The following is a 15,352-nucleotide window of genomic DNA, read 5'->3' as shown; positions in this document are numbered from 1 at the left end:
TGATTAAAATATTAGATTATTGTGCAATATCCGTTAAATAATTAACGTACAATCATCATATTGCGTACTTGCTGAAGCTCACCATTTTGCAAACGGGCATAATATACCCCTGCAGGGTAAGCTCTATTCTCGAAATTGATCGAATAAGTTCCTTCTTCTTTTATTCCATCTATTAGTGTAGTAATCAATTTACCCATGGTATTGAAAACCTGGATCAGTACATGCCCACCTTTAGAGGTATATTTAATGGTTGTGGAGTTGTTAAATGGATTGGGGTAATTGGTAATTAGATTTTTTCCGCTTTCGTGATTGGCCTGTGATAAATCTGTAGACATGCAGTTCGTTCCTGCTTTGATAATAGGTAACGATTGAAAGTTTTTGAGCATCACGTTCTGCAATATCGTTTGATCTACGCAAAACCACTTCTCTAATAAAGTAGCATATACAGACCTGAAATCGTATTGCATCGGAATGTTATCATTAACCGTAGTTGAAGCGCTGATGACAGGATTTGTACCCAAAACACCTCCTTGTATAGCATCGCCAAAAACAATAATTGGGGCAGCCGCACCATGATCTGTACCTGCGCCTGCATTTGATTTAATCCGGCGGCCAAACTCAGAGAAGGTCATTCCGGCAACTCTTTTCGAAGCCCCTAAACCTTCCAGATCGTCCATAAATGCTTTAATGGCGGCACTTACTTTTTCTAATAAAGTAGCATGTGTACCTGTATCTGTTGCTCCGGCATTTACTTGTCCGGCATGGGTATCAAAAGAGCCAATGTTTACCATGTACATTCTGGTTTTTAACCCTCCACCAATTAAGCGGGCTACAACTTTTAGCTGATCTGCCAAAGAATTGCCTGTTGGATAAGTGCCTTGTACTTTAACTTTATTGGCGGCATTTTTAATTACATTGGCATATTGTTGGGTTTGCTGCGAAACTTGTCTAATGTAACTCAGCTCCTTTCCTGCATTTGTATTTGGCGCAGGAGTTTGTATGCCATTGATAAGATTATAGAAATTAACAGGGTCTGAAATGGCCATCCCCATGTTGATAGCTGGGCCCTGAAATGCAGGCGATAGAAACGACCCTATTTGAATAGCCAAAGGGTCTGGCATTACCGTATTCGGATAACCGATTGGGAAATTGCTATATTCTTCTCCTAAATATCTTCCTCCCCAGCCCGTATTAATGATCTTATCAGAATCTGAAGCAGTTAACCAAATATCAGTTGCTCTAAAATGGCTAAAATTTGGTGTTGGATAGCCCACCGATTGAATTACCTGAACTTTTCCATCTTTGTACAGATCGCCTAATCCAGTCATTTTAGGATGGATACCCGTATTGTAGTTGCCCAGTTTGATGATTTTATTTTGAGGTAAAATAATATTTGGACGAGCCAGGTTTAAGTTGTCATAGTAATCCAATGGGATTACCATATTCAGTCCATCGTTACCCCCATTTAACTGAATAATAACCATCACATGGTCTGTTTCTTGGCTGGCGGCTGTAATTGCCGATAATAAACTTGATGCACCAAAAGCCTTAAGTGAAAAACCACTGATCAGTGAGGGTAGCAATACACCCGCTGGTAATGTTTTGGATATAAATTCTCGCCTTTTCATGACAATTGATACTCTTCAAGGTTCATAATGTATTTATAAAACTCCTTTAAGCGGGTGAGCACAATGGTAGTTCTCCCGTTATCATTAGGGCTAAGTTTATAATTGGTCCAAGCCTCAGTCCAATAATTATTGGTAACTTGGTTACTCAACAAAATGCTCTTCAGAAAAGTTTTCACTTCAGCGCTTACATCTATTGTATACAGGTGAGCGATGACTTCATTGATCAACTGGTCTGGATCTTCTGGTTTATTAAATTTAGCGGTATAGGCCAATGGATCAATCACAATTTTCTTATTGTTACGGGTATAACCAGTAGAGATAAAACGGTCTGTAAAAGCATTCCGTTTAGGTAAGGTATCAGAATTGATCCAAAGCTCGTAAAACTGGGGCACTTGATAATAGGCAGGCCAACCAGAAACATTGGGCGGATCGCCAATACTTTGTTGTAGGTTTTGCGCCTGCGATCTCACATAATCCCACATGTAATAAAGATTCACATAATCCAGCTGATCTGGAAATGCAATTTCAAATTCGCGACAAAGACTAATGGTAAAATCGACAGGAGATTTGATATTACACGAGCGGTTCTGTGTTAAAAAGAAATGGCTACTTGTAAATAAAGCTTTGAGTACAGGCTTGATTTGATAGTTATTATTCCTGAAGATTTCGGCCAGTGGTACAATTACATTTTGTTCGACATCTGCGGTAATATCATAATATACAAAAAAGCGGTAAAGCCTGCGACAGATATATAAACTCAGTTCGTTCTGCGCAAACAACATGTCCATCAAATCATCAACCTCTTTGGCACCATCTACTCCTGTTCGGCCTTTGATTAGTTTATTATTGTAAAAGGCTGAAAATTGTTTATCCGTTGTGTCGTGTCTGGTAGCATCAAATACCGAACTAATGGCAACCGCATCTAATCTATATCCGGTAAGCAGTTTGGCCGCTGCTTTTACATCAGCCTCATTATATTTAGAATTTGGGCCTTTACCCATGGTAAACAATTCTTGTAGCTCCCGAGCATAGTTTTCATCGGGTGCCGATTTCGTGTTGACATAGCCATTGAGGTAACGCAGCATGCCAGGATCAATAGTGACCTGTTTTACCAATTCTTTAAAACTGCCAAAAGCAAATGTCCGCAGTAAGTTGTTATGCTTATAAATATACCTGCTGTCTCCAATGGTTGCCGTTTGAGTAGCAAAATGGTTGTGCCAAAACAGCACCATTTTTTCTTTTAACGAAACTTGTTGGCTCAACATCTGGCCAGTCCACCACGATTTGAAGGAAGCTACACGCCTACTATTTACTGTACCATCGCCATAAGGGGCATTTACCCAAACGGCACCTGCTGGTACATCAGCATCGGTAGAGCTGGCATCATTGTAATTATTGATTGGAGGTGATGGCAAGGGTACATCTTGCAATAGGTAATCTACTACATAAGTTAGGGTTCTTCCGGTAAGCGAAGTGATATCTGCTCTTTTAACCCCAAATAAGCAACGTTTTAACAGATGCGTTAATTCTTTTGCGCTAAAATCTCCTCTATAAACATCAATTGCCATGTATTGTCACAATAATTAACTTAAACTTAAGACAATTAATCGACTTCTAAATAAAAAATTTAACAATTACCATCTAATCAGAGCACTGGCCCAAGTAAAGCCAGATCCAAAGGCTGCCAAGCAAACCAAATCGCCCTCAGCAATTTTACCTGCCTCCCATGCTTCGCACAAGGCAATTGGAACAGATGCCGCTGTAGTATTGCCGTATTTTTGAATGTTATTGAATACTTGGTCATCTTTTAGCCCAAGCAACTGTTGCACATATTGGCTAATGCGTAAATTGGCCTGATGTGGCACCAATAGATCAATGTCTTTTGCAGTGAGGTCATTTGCTTTTAACGCTTCTTTAATTACCTCAGGGAATTTAACTACCGCTTTTTTAAATACAGCGGGTCCATCCATATAAGGCAATGCCGCTCCACTTTCCAACTGCTCGGTTGTCATAAACAAACCGCCTAATTCTTGATCAGGATATCCTGGTTTTTCTGGCATCCATTTATTGGCATGTGAGCCAGGGTAAAACATGGCTAAGATTTCTGCATCGGCACCGTCACTATGTAAATGTGTACTTAATATTCCTTGTCCCTCTTTTTGAGTAGGCTGCAATACAACTGCACCAGCACCATCGCCAAAAATGACCGATACATTTCTGCTCCGCGTTTCAAAGTCCATGGCAAAAGAATGCTTCTCGCTACCCACTACCAGAATATTTTTATACATTCCAGTTTTAATAAACTGATCTGCAATAGATAAGGCATATAAAAACCCCGAACATTGGTTACGCACATCTAGTGCACCAACTTCTTTCATTTTCATTTCTCGTTGCAACAAAACCCCACAGCCCGGAAAATAATAATCTGGACTTAAGGTAGCAAAAATGATAAAATCAACATCTTGTGCAGTAATTCCAGCTCTCTCAATTGCAATTTTAGCGGCCTCAACTCCCATCGTAGTGGTGGTTTCTTCCAGCCTATCTGCAAACCTACGTTCTTTTATCCCTGTACGTTCCTGGATCCACTCATCATTGGTGTCCATAAACTTTGATAAATCATTGTTGGTATACACATTTTTAGGAACGTAGTAACCGATACCCGCTATTTTGGAACTTTGCATAATTTTGGTTTGAAAAACAAATGTAATTTAATTAAAAAGATTTTAGAAATCTGAAAAGTACCGTAAAGTTTAATATCTAAAATCTTCGATTTAATGCTTATTTTTGTAACATGGCAACAGAAACCAAGGAAGAAACGTTTACATTAGAAGAGATTTTAACCTCTCTTAAAACCGTTCATCGATTGATTTTATGGAACGATGATGTAAACACCTTTGAGCATGTTATTTGGTGCATGATGAAGTACTTGGACTATTCTGAAGCCCAAGGCGAGAAAATAGCCTGGGAAGTACACAACAAAGGCAAGTGCGCCATTTTAGAAGGCTCTTTTACTGAAATGGAAGTCTATCGTAAAATTTTACAACAAGAAGGTTTAACCGTTTCTGTGGATTAATTCATATTGTTCCAACCACCTCAGACACCTTAGAAAGGCTAAGACCAAAGCTCACAAACTACAAGCCTATGTGTGCTATGTTTCTATGTGGTCACAAATGCCATAGCTTAGATGGTAAAACAATATTAACCACCTCAGAAAGGCTAAGATTTACGGGCGAACAAAAATCTATGTTTTCTGTCTATTTAAAACCAAATTGATCTATTTCAGTTGAGCCAATACCTGTGTAAGTTCTGCCTGTGTACTTTGTGTTTTATCTTTAGCATACCAACCATGTAGCTGTTCGGCAATCAGCATCATATCTGTACTGTCTTTTTTCCATTGGGCCAATAAAGTTTGTAATACTTCTGGTCTAGGCCCCCATTTTGGCAATACAGGTTCTTTATTTTCATCTAAAATCAATAATACGGGGATTGCTCTTCCGCCATTGGTTAAATGTGCATCTATTAATGGCAAATGTTGATCTCTCAATACCAGTTTTAAATCGAACTTATCTTCAGCTGCCAAAACAATCTTGTTGATTATCGGAACAATCTGAGCAGCATCTCCACACCATCCTTCGGTAATCACCAAGAAATGATATTTCCCTTTCACCTCACTAATTGCCTTTAACATGTCTTCATTGAGTACAGTAGTTTTATCAACCCTGTTCATTCGCTGAACATTCATTTTGGTATAGTGCAGCATGGCATCAGAATCATCTGGACCAGTGGTTTTACCCTCCGTTAAAAGTTTGTTTACCAATTCACGATAGCTGGTATAGTCCAGTCCATCAGCATCAAAAATATTACTGTAATTAAGCATGATATAGCTGTAATAAAATAGTTACGCCTCTTTTTTTAAACCTCGAAGCCCGAACTTTGTCTTCCCCTTAAGGAAAACATTAAACGAGAAAAGATTTAGATGAGAATTATTACACACAAAGTTCTATTATTAACGTTAGCTATTTGTATTTTAACTGTAAAACTTTTTGCACAAACTGCTGGAGAAGGCAAAATAAGTGGAAAAATTGTTGAAGCAGCAACCAACGAACCAGTTTCTTATGCAACTGCATTTTTGTTAGATAGAAAAACCAAAGCCAATGTAAAAGTTGTGCAATCTGATATAGACGGAAATTTTGTAATTACAAATTTGCCAAAAGGCGTATTCACTTTTAAAGCCAGTTCTATCGGTTTCCAAACCATGGTTAGAGATTCCATTTCGATTACAGATTTAGTGAAAGAAATTGCCTTAGGCACTATTAAAATGAAACCTGCAAAGGGCAACCTCTTAAATGAGGTAACAGTAACAGCTCCTAAAGCCACCATGCAAATGGGGATTGATAAAAAGGTTTTCTCAGTAGATCAAAGTTTGGTTAGTGAAGGAGGTTCGGCATCTGATCTTTTGCAAAATGTACCATCTATACAAACTGATATTGACGGTAATGTAAGTTTACGTGGTTCTTCTGGTGTAAAGGTTTTAATAGATGGCAAACCATCATTAATTGCTGGTGGTAGTGTGGCTCAGATCTTACAATCTATTCCGGCAAGTTCTATCGAAAGCGTAGAGTTGATTACCAACCCATCGGCAAAATACGATGCAGAAGGGCAATCGGGTATCATCAATATTGTTTTAAAAAGAAACAAAAAACTGGGCTTTAATGGTTCAGTTGCTTTAACTGCGGGTAACCGCGACAATTACAATGCAAACACCAGCTTAAGTTTCCAAAACAAAAGAGTTAACCTTTATGGCAATTACAGCTACCGTTATGGTAACAGAGTTGGAGGTGGCTACAACAATATCAATTATACAAAGGCACCTCAAGAATCATTAACTTTTGCCAATCAAAATACAGATTCAAGATCTTTAGATAAGGGCCATAACCTTAAAGCGGGAATGGATTATTATCTAGCAGAAAAAAGTGTACTTAGTTTCTCTGCCAGCACTAACATTAGAGACAATAACAGAAATGAACTTTTAGAGATTGATCAATTTAATGGCATTCGTAATCCTTTACAATTAAGCAATCGCTCAAACATTAACAATGGCAGCGGAAATAGCTATGACTTAAATTTAGATTTTACGCAAAAATTCAAGAAACCTAAGGAGGAATTGACCATGAATTTTGGTTATTCTGAAGGTAACAATGATAATTTTCAAGTTTACAATACACAAATTTATAACGTAAACGGCAATACTGTTAATCCATCACCAAACATTCAGCGTAATGATGGCTATGGTTTTAACCGCAACTACAATGCGCAATTAGATTACAGCTTGCCAGTTGGGAAATTAGGTAAAATTGAAGCGGGTTACAGAAGCCAGATTCGCATTTCAGAAAATAGTGCCATTGCCGATATTTTCAATACCACTTCTGGTCAGTACGATTTCAATTATGCATTAAGTAATGAGTTCAACAGCAAAGATCAGGTACATGCCATTTATGCAAACTATCAGAACCAGATCAAAAGCTTCGGCTACCAAATTGGCTTGAGAGCTGAAGATGCTGCTTTAAATACACGTTTAGGTGCTTACAACATCAATAGCAATTTAAATTATACGCCAGGTAAAGTGGCTTATACCAGATTATACCCAAGTATATTTTTAACCCAGAAATTTACTGGCGAACAACAATTGCAATTGAGCTATAGCCGCAGGGTAAATAGACCAAGGGGATGGGATACCAATCCTTTCCTTGATGTTTCTGACCCATTAAACTACCGTCAGGGTAATGCAAATCTAAAACCAGAGGATGTACATGCCTTTGAATTGAGCTACAGTAGATATTGGACCAAGTTCTCTATCATTTCATCATTATACTTCCGTCAAACCAATGATGTGATCCAAAGGATCAGAACCGAGCCTAATGCCGAGGGGATTACTTTAAGTACACCACAAAACTTAACCAAAAATATTTCTAGTGGTGTAGAGTTAATTGGCAAGTACGATGTTTCAAAATCGTGGAATTTTACTACCAACGTTAACTTGTACCAGAGTAAAATTGAAGGTGTACCTGCCTTCGGAATTGTAGAAAACTCGGGTTTTAGCTACAATGCCAATCTTACCAACAACTTTGTTTTGCCTTATGGCATTACCTTGCAGGTTAAAGGCGATTATCGTTCAAGAGAGGTAATGGCTCAAGGGATTAGAAAAGCTAATTTCGGAATAGATGCTGGTGCTAAATATGATTTCAAAAATAGGAAAGCAAGTTTAAGCTTAAACATCAGAGACGTTTTTGCAACCAGAAAATGGCAGATGACTACAACCGGAGAAACATCGGTAGTTGATTTTAGCCGTTACATGCAAAGAACAATGGCCAACCTCACTTTCTCTTATCGTTTTGGTAAAACAGATTTCAACTTTAAGAAAACCAAAAAAGGTGATGAGCAAAGTTCTCGCCCTGACGAAGAATCATTTTAATATTTTTATCTTAGTACTATCTTGAAAAGACCATTCCTCAGTTTCTTTATTGTTATTGTACTAAGCTTGTTATCTTTTGGTGCCTTTGCTACCGAAAAGGGAATCATTAGAGGGAAAGTTGTTGAAGAAGATGGAGCACTACCAGTAGCTTATGCCAGTGTAGTGCTTTATAACGCTCTTGTTGAACAGCCCTCTTTAGCCAATACACAGACCGACGAAAATGGCTTTTTCAAACTGACGAATGTTAAACCTGGCACCTATAAAATAAAGGTAAGCTACGTAGGTTTTACCAATCTTGTTGTGAATGAGATCTTTATTACTGATAAAGAATTTGATAAAAATCTGGGCACTTTAAAGTTGAGTAGCGAGGCCAATAGCCTTACTGAGGTGGTAGTTACCGCACCTAAACCATTGGTAGAATTTGGGGCCGATGTAATTACCTATAATGTAGGTTCATCTATTTTGGCAGAAGGAAGTACTGCAACAGACATTCTAAAAAATGTGCCTATGGTACAGGTAGACATTGACGGCAATGCTACCATTTCTGGTAAAAGAAGCACCAGGATATTTATAGATGGTAAACCATCTGATTACATGACCTCTAACATTGCCGATCTTTTAAATGTACTGCCTTCTGATGCCATAGAGAAGATCGAAGTAATGACCAATCCGCCTTCTAAATACTCTGGCGATGGAGAGGGCATTTTGAACATTGTAATGAAAAAGGGCTTTAAAGTTGGCTTTAATGGCAATGTAGGCATAACTGCAGGTGTGCAGGGCAATACCAACACCAATGCCAATGCCTCTTACAAAGGCAAAAACTACAACATTAATGGAAGTGGTGCATTTAGACAAAATATTGGCAAAGGAAACAGCGAGAGCTACAGAACCAACTTTTTTCCAGATACTACCTTTTATTACAACCAGTTTAACAATAACAGAAATGAAGGTAATGGCGGTAATTTTAGGTTAGGTTTTGACTGGGACATTACCCCAAAACAAGGGCTACGTTTTTCTACCAATTACAATATCAATAATAACAACAATATAGCTGGTAACGATTTTTATTACCTGAACGAAGCGCAAATTGCCACACGTTTACGCAATCAACAAAATTTGGGAGAGGGCCATAGCAACAACTTTGTTTTTAATGCCGACTATAACTTGCAAACGGATACCAGTGGTGGCAAATTGTCAATGGGCATCACATTCAACACCAATAAAAATAACGATCTCCGCTCTTACAATAGGACTTATGCTTTCCCAAGTAATCTGAACCCAAGTTTGCAGCAAAATGACAATGAGGTAAGTAACCGTGGCTTAAATTTCAACCTAGATTATGATAAACCCGTATTTAATAAACGTGATCAACTGGAATTTGGAATTGCCTACAACTACCGTAAAAATGACAACGACCTATTGGTCCAGAATTTCAATTTCAAAAACCAAGAATACATTACCGATCAGAATTTAACCAATAAGTTCTTTTATAACGAAAATATCTTATCCGGCTATGCCTCTTACAATTACCGAAAAAAGGGATGGGGTTTAAAAGGTGGTGTAAGAGCCGAATATACAGATGTAAATTTCGATCTTTCTACAGGTACAAACTACCATGTCAACCCTTACCTAAGTTTGTTCCCCAACTTCTCTATCAACCATTTTTTCAAGAAAAGATACAATTTTGGTGCTACTTACAGTGTTCGCATTAACAGACCCAGAGAAAATGCCTTAAACCCCCAGGTAAATAATTCTGATACTTTAAACATTTCATACGGCAACCCAAATCTATCGCCCGCCTATACCCATCAAATGGATTTCAGTTTTGGTGCCTTTGGCAAAAAATGGTCATTTACTCCACGCATCTCTTACTCTACAAGCAAAGGGGTAATAGAAAGATACCGTATGGTTAAAAGCAACGGTATCTCAGAAAGTACCTTTGACAATGTTGGCACCAATTATTCGATGGCATTCATGCTGATTGGTAATTTTAGGCCAACCAATAAAATTTCTGCAAATGGCAATTTCAGTGTCATCCAAAGCAGGTATGCTTCTAAAATAAATTCTTCGCTCAACAGAGATGGCTTAAGTGTAAGGGCTTCTATGGGTTTTTCTATGCAACTCCCATACAAAACCGCTTTCGAATCTAACTTAAACTATGCCAACAACATCAATGCTCAAGGCCGTAACAAAGGTTCGATCAATAGTAGTTTTGGCGCAAGAAAGAGCTTCTTTAAAAACACGCTCTCTGCACGTATCAGTACCAACGATCCATTTGGTCGCAGAAACAACAATTCGTTTAATCAGGGCAGCAATTTTACCTCTCAAAGCTATTCTACCAATAACTCTAGTAATGTATCGTTTAGCTTAAACTATCGCTTTACCAAAGTAAAAACCAACAAAGTAGCTATTCCCCCACCACCAAGTAAAAAGTAAGGTTGAAAGCTTAAAGTAGAAGGTGTAAGGTAAAAGGTGTAGGGTATAGGGCGCAATGCTTAAAGCAGAAAGCCTAAAGCGGATAATAAGGTTAGGGCCTAGGCCTTACAACCCACAACCTGCAACACATAACCCTCAACTGATCATTCACAAAATGTGAGTATATTCACGGAATTGGAAAGTAGATATACCCCAATGAACTATTGCACCAATGAACAAATGAACTAAATATTTTGTCAGTCTGAGCCTTTCGAAGACAATGAACCTATGATAAGGCAGAAAGCCCAAACCCACAACCTGTAACACATAACCCACAACTGATCATACATCATCCCCTCAATGAACTAATGACTAATGAACCAAACTGACAACTGGTAAATTAACCTAAAGTCCGTATCTTGCGGCCATGAGCACCCACAATCCTTGGAAAGTCTTAAACAGTAAAAAAATTTACGATAACAATTGGATTTCCTTAACCGAGCATCAGGTAACCAATCCCTCTGGTGGAGAAGGAATTTATGGTGAAGTGCATTACAAGAATATCGCCATTGGTATTTTGCCTTTAGATGAAGCATTGAACACTTGGCTAGTAGGGCAATACCGTTTCCCCCTCAAAGCCTACAGTTGGGAGATTATTGAAGGTGGTGGTGCATTAGATACAGACCCCATTACAAGTGCTCAACGCGAATTGGCAGAAGAAAGTGGTTTAACCGCTCAAAAGTTTACAGAAATCCAAAGATTGCACCTCTCCAATTCTGTAAGCGATGAACTCGCTATTATTTACCTTGCACAAGGTTTACAAATGGGGCAATCCTCACCAGAGGAAACCGAAGAATTGGTGATCCGTAAACTTCCGTTTAATGAAGCTTACGATATGGTAATGGATGGGACCATTACCGATAGCATGAGTGTAGCAGCAATTTTAAAAACTAAAATATTAATCCAAGAAGGCAAGATTTAAATTAACATGAGCAAATTTTTAGGTTACCTATTTACGCCAATCTTTTACTTTTTCTTTTTCTTAATGTTGGTCATTTTCCAACCCATCCAGTGGGTTTGTTATCGATTCTTTGGTTACAAAGCGCACAAGGTTTCGGTTGATATTTTAAATTTTTTCTTAACCTATTGCAATTGGTTTTTGGGTAACTCGGTAACCTTTGTCAATCAGCAAAACTTGCCAACTGATAGGCCCATTATTTTTGTGGCCAACCACCAAAGCATGTATGATATTCCTGGTCTCATCTGGAACCTACGCAAACATCAACCTAAGTTTATTTCTAAAATTGAGTTAACCAAAGGCATTCCCTCTATTTCTTACAACCTAAAATATGGTGGCGGTGCCAATATAGATCGCAAAGACAGTAAACAGGCCGTGTCTGAAATTATAAAACTTGGCCGCAGAATGAAAGAAAATAACTGGAGTACCGTGATCTTTGCCGAAGGTACCAGAGCTAAAGATGGCCAGCTAAAAACCTTTCAGGTGGGTGGTATCGCCACGCTTTTAAAAGTAGTACCCAATGCCTTAATTGTACCGGTTGCCATTGGAAATTCTTGGAAAATTGTGCGTTATGGTAAATTCCCACTAAGCTTTGGCGAGCAGATCCGTTGGACAGTTTTAAGCCCAATAGATCAAACAGACAAAAATGCCGAAGAAATTACCTTGGCTGCAGAAAATGCCATCAGAGCTCAATTGAACCAAAACACAGCTTCATGAAATTGATCAAGTATCTTTTAATTGGTTTTTTAAGTATCGGCCTAAGTGCCTATGCACAAAAGAAAGCTAATGAAAACACCCTTTTGTGGGAAATTTCGGGCAAAGGTTTACAAAAACCATCTTACCTATTTGGCACTTACCACTTTGCCGGAAAAGATTTTATTGACACCATGCGTGTGCTCAATGCCAAGCTCAAACAAGCCGATGCTGTGGTAGGCGAATTCGTAATGGATAACACTATGGCGGCCAAACTCATGCCCCACATGTTAATGAAAAACAATTTTTTAGATAAATTACTCACACCAGAAGAATATCAACTGGTAGCGAATTATTTAAAGAAGGTATCGGGTTACGATCTAAAATTATTCAATTCTATGAACCCCGCAGCGGTCCAGCTAACACTTTTGCAATTTACGGCTCCTAAAACTTTCACTAAAGATAATCCTGCATTAGACCAATACTTTCAAGATTATGGCAAAACAAACAACAAAAAGGTATTAGGTTTAGAAACCGTAGAAGACCAAGCTTCCATTTTGTTTGGCAGCAATTTACAAAGGCAAAAAGAGCTGCTGCTTAAAAGTGTACAAAACGAAGAGAAAAATAAAGCAGAAGGTCAGAAACTGTACGATTATTATATTGCCCAAAACATGGAGCAACTAACTGAGCTTTTCAACAGTACTGAAGATTATACTGAGAAAGAAATGGATCAATTGCTCAAAAACCGTAATCAAAAATGGATGGCCCAACTTCCCACTTTAATGCAAAAGCAATCTTTGTTTATTGCTGTTGGTGCTGGGCACCTGATTGGCAAAGATGGCCTCATTAAAGGACTACAAGCAATAGGTTATACCGTTAAGCCTGTTGCTACAAATTAAACTCTATAATAGTAATTAGATATTTTTTCCGTCAATTAGTTTAAAGAATTCATCTCTATAGGTATCACCTATTGGGATGATCTTAGCAGCGATAGAAATTCTACTCCTTTCAATGCTTTCAATCTTGTCTAATGCAATAATGTAAGATTTATGTACCCGAATAAATTCTCCCTTAGGTAAGGTCTCTTCCATTTTTTTCATATTCTGCAAGGTAATTACCCTTTCATTTTTGGTAAAAATAGAAATGTAATCTTTTAAGCCCTCGATATACAAAATATCGTCCAATTGAATTTTTTGAATTTTATGTTCGGTTTTTACAAAGATAAAATCTTGTACTGGCGCTACATGATTGGCGGCAGCTACAGGAGCTGCTACTGGTTCTGGAACCGCCACTACAGCAGGTTCTGCCTTTTGTAACTGATGATGAACTTTTTCTACCGCTTTGTAAAAACGATCAAATGCAATTGGTTTTAACAAGTAGTCTGATACATTCAAATCATAACTCTCCAATGCATATTGAGAATAAGCTGTAGTTAAAATATAATTTGCTTTTCCGCTGGCAATCTTTAAGAACTGAATTCCGGTTAGATCAGGCATTTGGATATCAAGAAATACCAAATCTATCCCTCCTGCCTGTACCAACTGTAAAGCTTCAATTGCATTTTCAGTACGTTTTACCAATTGCAAAAAAGGCACTTTAGAAACGTAATCTTCAATAATGTCGAGCGCTAGTGGCTCATCATCTACGGCAATACATTTTAATATCATAAGTCTAACATCAGTTCTGTGGTGTAATGGGTAGCCGAATTTACAATATTTAATTTATACCTATTCGGATAAAGTAATTGTAAGCGACGTTCAACATTGTTTAAGCCAACTCCGCCCATGGCATCTTTATTGGTTTTACTCTTTTTATTGCTTACGCTAAAGTGCAATATTTTTTGGTTGGCAATAATATTAATTTTTATCGGATCCTCATGATCGTTCGCCACACCATGTTTAAAGGCATTTTCTACAAAAGATATCAAGATCAATGGTACAATCTGTTGCCCATCAATTTCTCCATTTAGAGTAAACTGTACAGCGGCTCCATCTTTAAACCTCAATTTATGTAATTCGATATAACTTTGTACATATTCTACTTCTTTGCTTAAAGCTACCCAGCTATCATTACTTTCATAGATCATGTAGCGCATAATTTCAGAAAGTTTTAAAATCGCATCTGCAGTTTTATCAGATTTCTGATAAGCTAGTGAATAGATGTTATTTAAGGAATTGAACAAAAAATGCGGATTAAGCTGAGATTTCAAAAACTGCAGCTCCATGTCTTTTTTCTCACTTTCTAAGTTGCGTTGCACACTTTCGTTCGAGAACCAATCAACAGAAAATTTAATGATACAGCTACTCACTAAAATGAAACCAGAGAAAAAAGTACTAATCACTGCATATTCATTGATAGACATGTAATGCACCTCATTTTTTCTGTTTATTGTTTTAAGCATATCTTCTGGATAGAGCGCAGAAATTACGGTTTTAACAAGAACACAAATAAGGATGATAAGGATAAAGGACAATACATAAAGCCAATATTTTTTCCTTTTCTGGATTAGCTCTGGAATAAGGATGATATAGTTAATGTAGAACATGGAAAGATTAAGTACGCTAAACAACCCATAAGAAAAAACATAATCTTTAGTAGTTGTTTTAGTATTACCTAGAAGGATTCCTGCAACAGCAAGCAATAAGATAATCCCCCAAAATATGGAATGGATAATAATTGCCCCTTTATTCTTCATGTTGATATTCATCTAAAAATGCCTTTAATTCTATCCAAAGTAATTAATCTATTCATTTTTTACCTTTCGCTTTCGACGAACTGGCATTTTTTTTCTACCAAAAGGCCAATTTAAACAACGAGTTACAAAACTATCCATTTTAACCGTTTATCTAGAATAAAATACACTTGGTCTAAAAGATTTTAGCATGTTTTTTTTAATCATTCTATTTGTTTCAACAAACCAGAACAATAAGACCTAAAATAGAAGAACCATGAAAAAGTTATCAAACGTATCGCCATTCTTACTTTTATTATTTCCAGTATTTATCATGATGGTATTGGCTTTTGCTACCAGCACTAACCATAACCAAAATGAAGAAGTTGCTTTAAAAAGCACACCTTCTGCTACAAACACAATTGTAAAAGCTACTACTGCAATCTTAAAATAAG

At 37.5% G+C, this 15,352-nt stretch carries 13 protein-coding genes; 7 read left to right on the top strand and 6 right to left on the bottom strand.

Annotated features, from left to right (window positions below; genetic code table 11):
• Nucleotides 1-41: 41 nt before the first annotated feature.
• The 3 genes from AQF98_RS17970 to AQF98_RS17960 all read right to left on the bottom strand — a co-directional run bounded on the left by AQF98_RS17970 (nt 42) and on the right by AQF98_RS17960 (nt 4,309).
• Entirely contained in the window at nt 42-1,628 is a 1,587-nt protein-coding gene (locus AQF98_RS17970; RefSeq protein WP_055133347.1) for a DUF1501 domain-containing protein, read from the bottom strand.
• Nucleotides 1,625-3,196, bottom strand: a complete 1,572-nt coding sequence (locus AQF98_RS17965) for a DUF1800 family protein (RefSeq protein ID WP_055133346.1) — start codon at nt 3,194-3,196, stop codon at nt 1,625-1,627. Before AQF98_RS17965 ends, AQF98_RS17970 begins: the two co-directional genes overlap by 4 nt.
• 66 nt (nt 3,197-3,262) lie before the next feature.
• Nucleotides 3,263-4,309, bottom strand: coding sequence for a 3-oxoacyl-ACP synthase III family protein (locus AQF98_RS17960; protein WP_055133345.1), 1,047 nt, complete (start codon nt 4,307-4,309; stop codon nt 3,263-3,265).
• 110 nt (nt 4,310-4,419) lie between these two features.
• Here AQF98_RS17960 and AQF98_RS17955 point away from each other — a divergent pair, with 110 nt between their 5' ends.
• The gene (locus tag AQF98_RS17955; RefSeq protein ID WP_055133344.1) at nt 4,420-4,701 is read left to right on the top strand and encodes an ATP-dependent Clp protease adaptor ClpS; all 282 of its coding nucleotides are present in this window, start codon (nt 4,420-4,422) and stop codon (nt 4,699-4,701) included.
• Nucleotides 4,702-4,902: 201 nt separating this feature from the next.
• Here AQF98_RS17955 and AQF98_RS17950 read toward each other — a convergent pair whose 3' ends face one another.
• Nucleotides 4,903-5,505 carry a thioredoxin family protein gene (locus AQF98_RS17950; protein ID WP_055133343.1) on the bottom strand — a complete coding sequence of 201 codons (603 nt, stop codon included), beginning with the start codon at nt 5,503-5,505 and terminating at the stop codon, nt 4,903-4,905.
• Nucleotides 5,506-5,604: 99 nt separating this feature from the next.
• On the opposite strand from AQF98_RS17950, the gene AQF98_RS17945 reads away from it, so the two are divergent.
• The 5 genes from AQF98_RS17945 (at nt 5,605) to AQF98_RS17925 (ending at nt 13,125) form a co-directional block, all read left to right on the top strand.
• Nucleotides 5,605-8,100, top strand: coding sequence for a TonB-dependent receptor domain-containing protein (locus AQF98_RS17945; RefSeq protein ID WP_055133342.1), 2,496 nt, complete (start codon nt 5,605-5,607; stop codon nt 8,098-8,100).
• Nucleotides 8,101-8,121: 21 nt separating this feature from the next.
• The gene (locus AQF98_RS17940) at nt 8,122-10,536 is read left to right on the top strand and encodes an outer membrane beta-barrel family protein (RefSeq protein ID WP_235524260.1); all 2,415 of its coding nucleotides are present in this window, start codon (nt 8,122-8,124) and stop codon (nt 10,534-10,536) included.
• 406 nt (nt 10,537-10,942) lie between these two features.
• Nucleotides 10,943-11,497, top strand: coding sequence for an NUDIX hydrolase (locus tag AQF98_RS17935; protein ID WP_055133340.1), 555 nt, complete (start codon nt 10,943-10,945; stop codon nt 11,495-11,497).
• Nucleotides 11,498-11,503: 6 nt separating this feature from the next.
• Nucleotides 11,504-12,250: a 1-acyl-sn-glycerol-3-phosphate acyltransferase gene (locus AQF98_RS17930; RefSeq protein ID WP_055133339.1), complete on the top strand. Its 747-nt coding sequence runs from the start codon at nt 11,504-11,506 to the stop codon at nt 12,248-12,250.
• On the top strand, nt 12,247-13,125 hold the full coding sequence (locus tag AQF98_RS17925) for a TraB/GumN family protein (protein ID WP_055133338.1): 879 nt from the start codon (nt 12,247-12,249) through the stop codon (nt 13,123-13,125). The genes AQF98_RS17930 and AQF98_RS17925 overlap by 4 nt, the downstream gene beginning before the upstream one ends.
• Before the next feature lie 15 nt (nt 13,126-13,140).
• Here the strand turns inward: AQF98_RS17925 and AQF98_RS17920 are convergent, their stop codons facing one another.
• On the bottom strand, nt 13,141-13,893 hold the full coding sequence (locus AQF98_RS17920; RefSeq protein WP_055133337.1) for a LytTR family DNA-binding domain-containing protein: 753 nt from the start codon (nt 13,891-13,893) through the stop codon (nt 13,141-13,143).
• The gene (locus AQF98_RS17915) at nt 13,890-14,921 is read right to left on the bottom strand and encodes a sensor histidine kinase (protein WP_055133559.1); all 1,032 of its coding nucleotides are present in this window, start codon (nt 14,919-14,921) and stop codon (nt 13,890-13,892) included. The genes AQF98_RS17920 and AQF98_RS17915 overlap by 4 nt, the downstream gene beginning before the upstream one ends.
• A 253-nt stretch (nt 14,922-15,174) precedes the next feature.
• Between AQF98_RS17915 and AQF98_RS22190 the strand changes: the two genes are divergently transcribed.
• Nucleotides 15,175-15,351, top strand: coding sequence for a hypothetical protein (locus tag AQF98_RS22190; RefSeq protein WP_161805889.1), 177 nt, complete (start codon nt 15,175-15,177; stop codon nt 15,349-15,351).
• Nucleotide 15,352 lies beyond the last annotated feature (1 nt).

Origin of the sequence: Pedobacter sp. Hv1, from assembly GCF_001412215.1 — a bacterium.
In the GTDB taxonomy this organism is placed as follows: Bacteria; Bacteroidota; Bacteroidia; order Sphingobacteriales; family Sphingobacteriaceae; genus Pedobacter.
Note: the sequence above shows the minus strand (reverse complement) of the source record. Positions and strands in the feature narration are given on the sequence as shown.

Coding starts and splice junctions, on each gene's coding strand:
- AQF98_RS17915 (WP_055133559.1), bottom strand. CDS start 14,921: ATGAAGAATAAAGGGGCAATTATTATCCATTCCATATTTTGGGGGATT.
- AQF98_RS17935 (WP_055133340.1), top strand. CDS start 10,943: ATGAGCACCCACAATCCTTGGAAAGTCTTAAACAGTAAAAAAATTTAC.
- AQF98_RS17930 (WP_055133339.1), top strand. CDS start 11,504: ATGAGCAAATTTTTAGGTTACCTATTTACGCCAATCTTTTACTTTTTC.
- AQF98_RS17950 (WP_055133343.1), bottom strand. CDS start 5,505: ATGCTTAATTACAGTAATATTTTTGATGCTGATGGACTGGACTATACC.
- AQF98_RS17970 (WP_055133347.1), bottom strand. CDS start 1,628: ATGAAAAGGCGAGAATTTATATCCAAAACATTACCAGCGGGTGTATTG.
- AQF98_RS17955 (WP_055133344.1), top strand. CDS start 4,420: ATGGCAACAGAAACCAAGGAAGAAACGTTTACATTAGAAGAGATTTTA.
- AQF98_RS17960 (WP_055133345.1), bottom strand. CDS start 4,309: ATGCAAAGTTCCAAAATAGCGGGTATCGGTTACTACGTTCCTAAAAAT.
- AQF98_RS22190 (WP_161805889.1), top strand. CDS start 15,175: ATGAAAAAGTTATCAAACGTATCGCCATTCTTACTTTTATTATTTCCA.
- AQF98_RS17925 (WP_055133338.1), top strand. CDS start 12,247: ATGAAATTGATCAAGTATCTTTTAATTGGTTTTTTAAGTATCGGCCTA.
- AQF98_RS17920 (WP_055133337.1), bottom strand. CDS start 13,893: ATGATATTAAAATGTATTGCCGTAGATGATGAGCCACTAGCGCTCGAC.
- AQF98_RS17945 (WP_055133342.1), top strand. CDS start 5,605: ATGAGAATTATTACACACAAAGTTCTATTATTAACGTTAGCTATTTGT.
- AQF98_RS17965 (WP_055133346.1), bottom strand. CDS start 3,196: ATGGCAATTGATGTTTATAGAGGAGATTTTAGCGCAAAAGAATTAACG.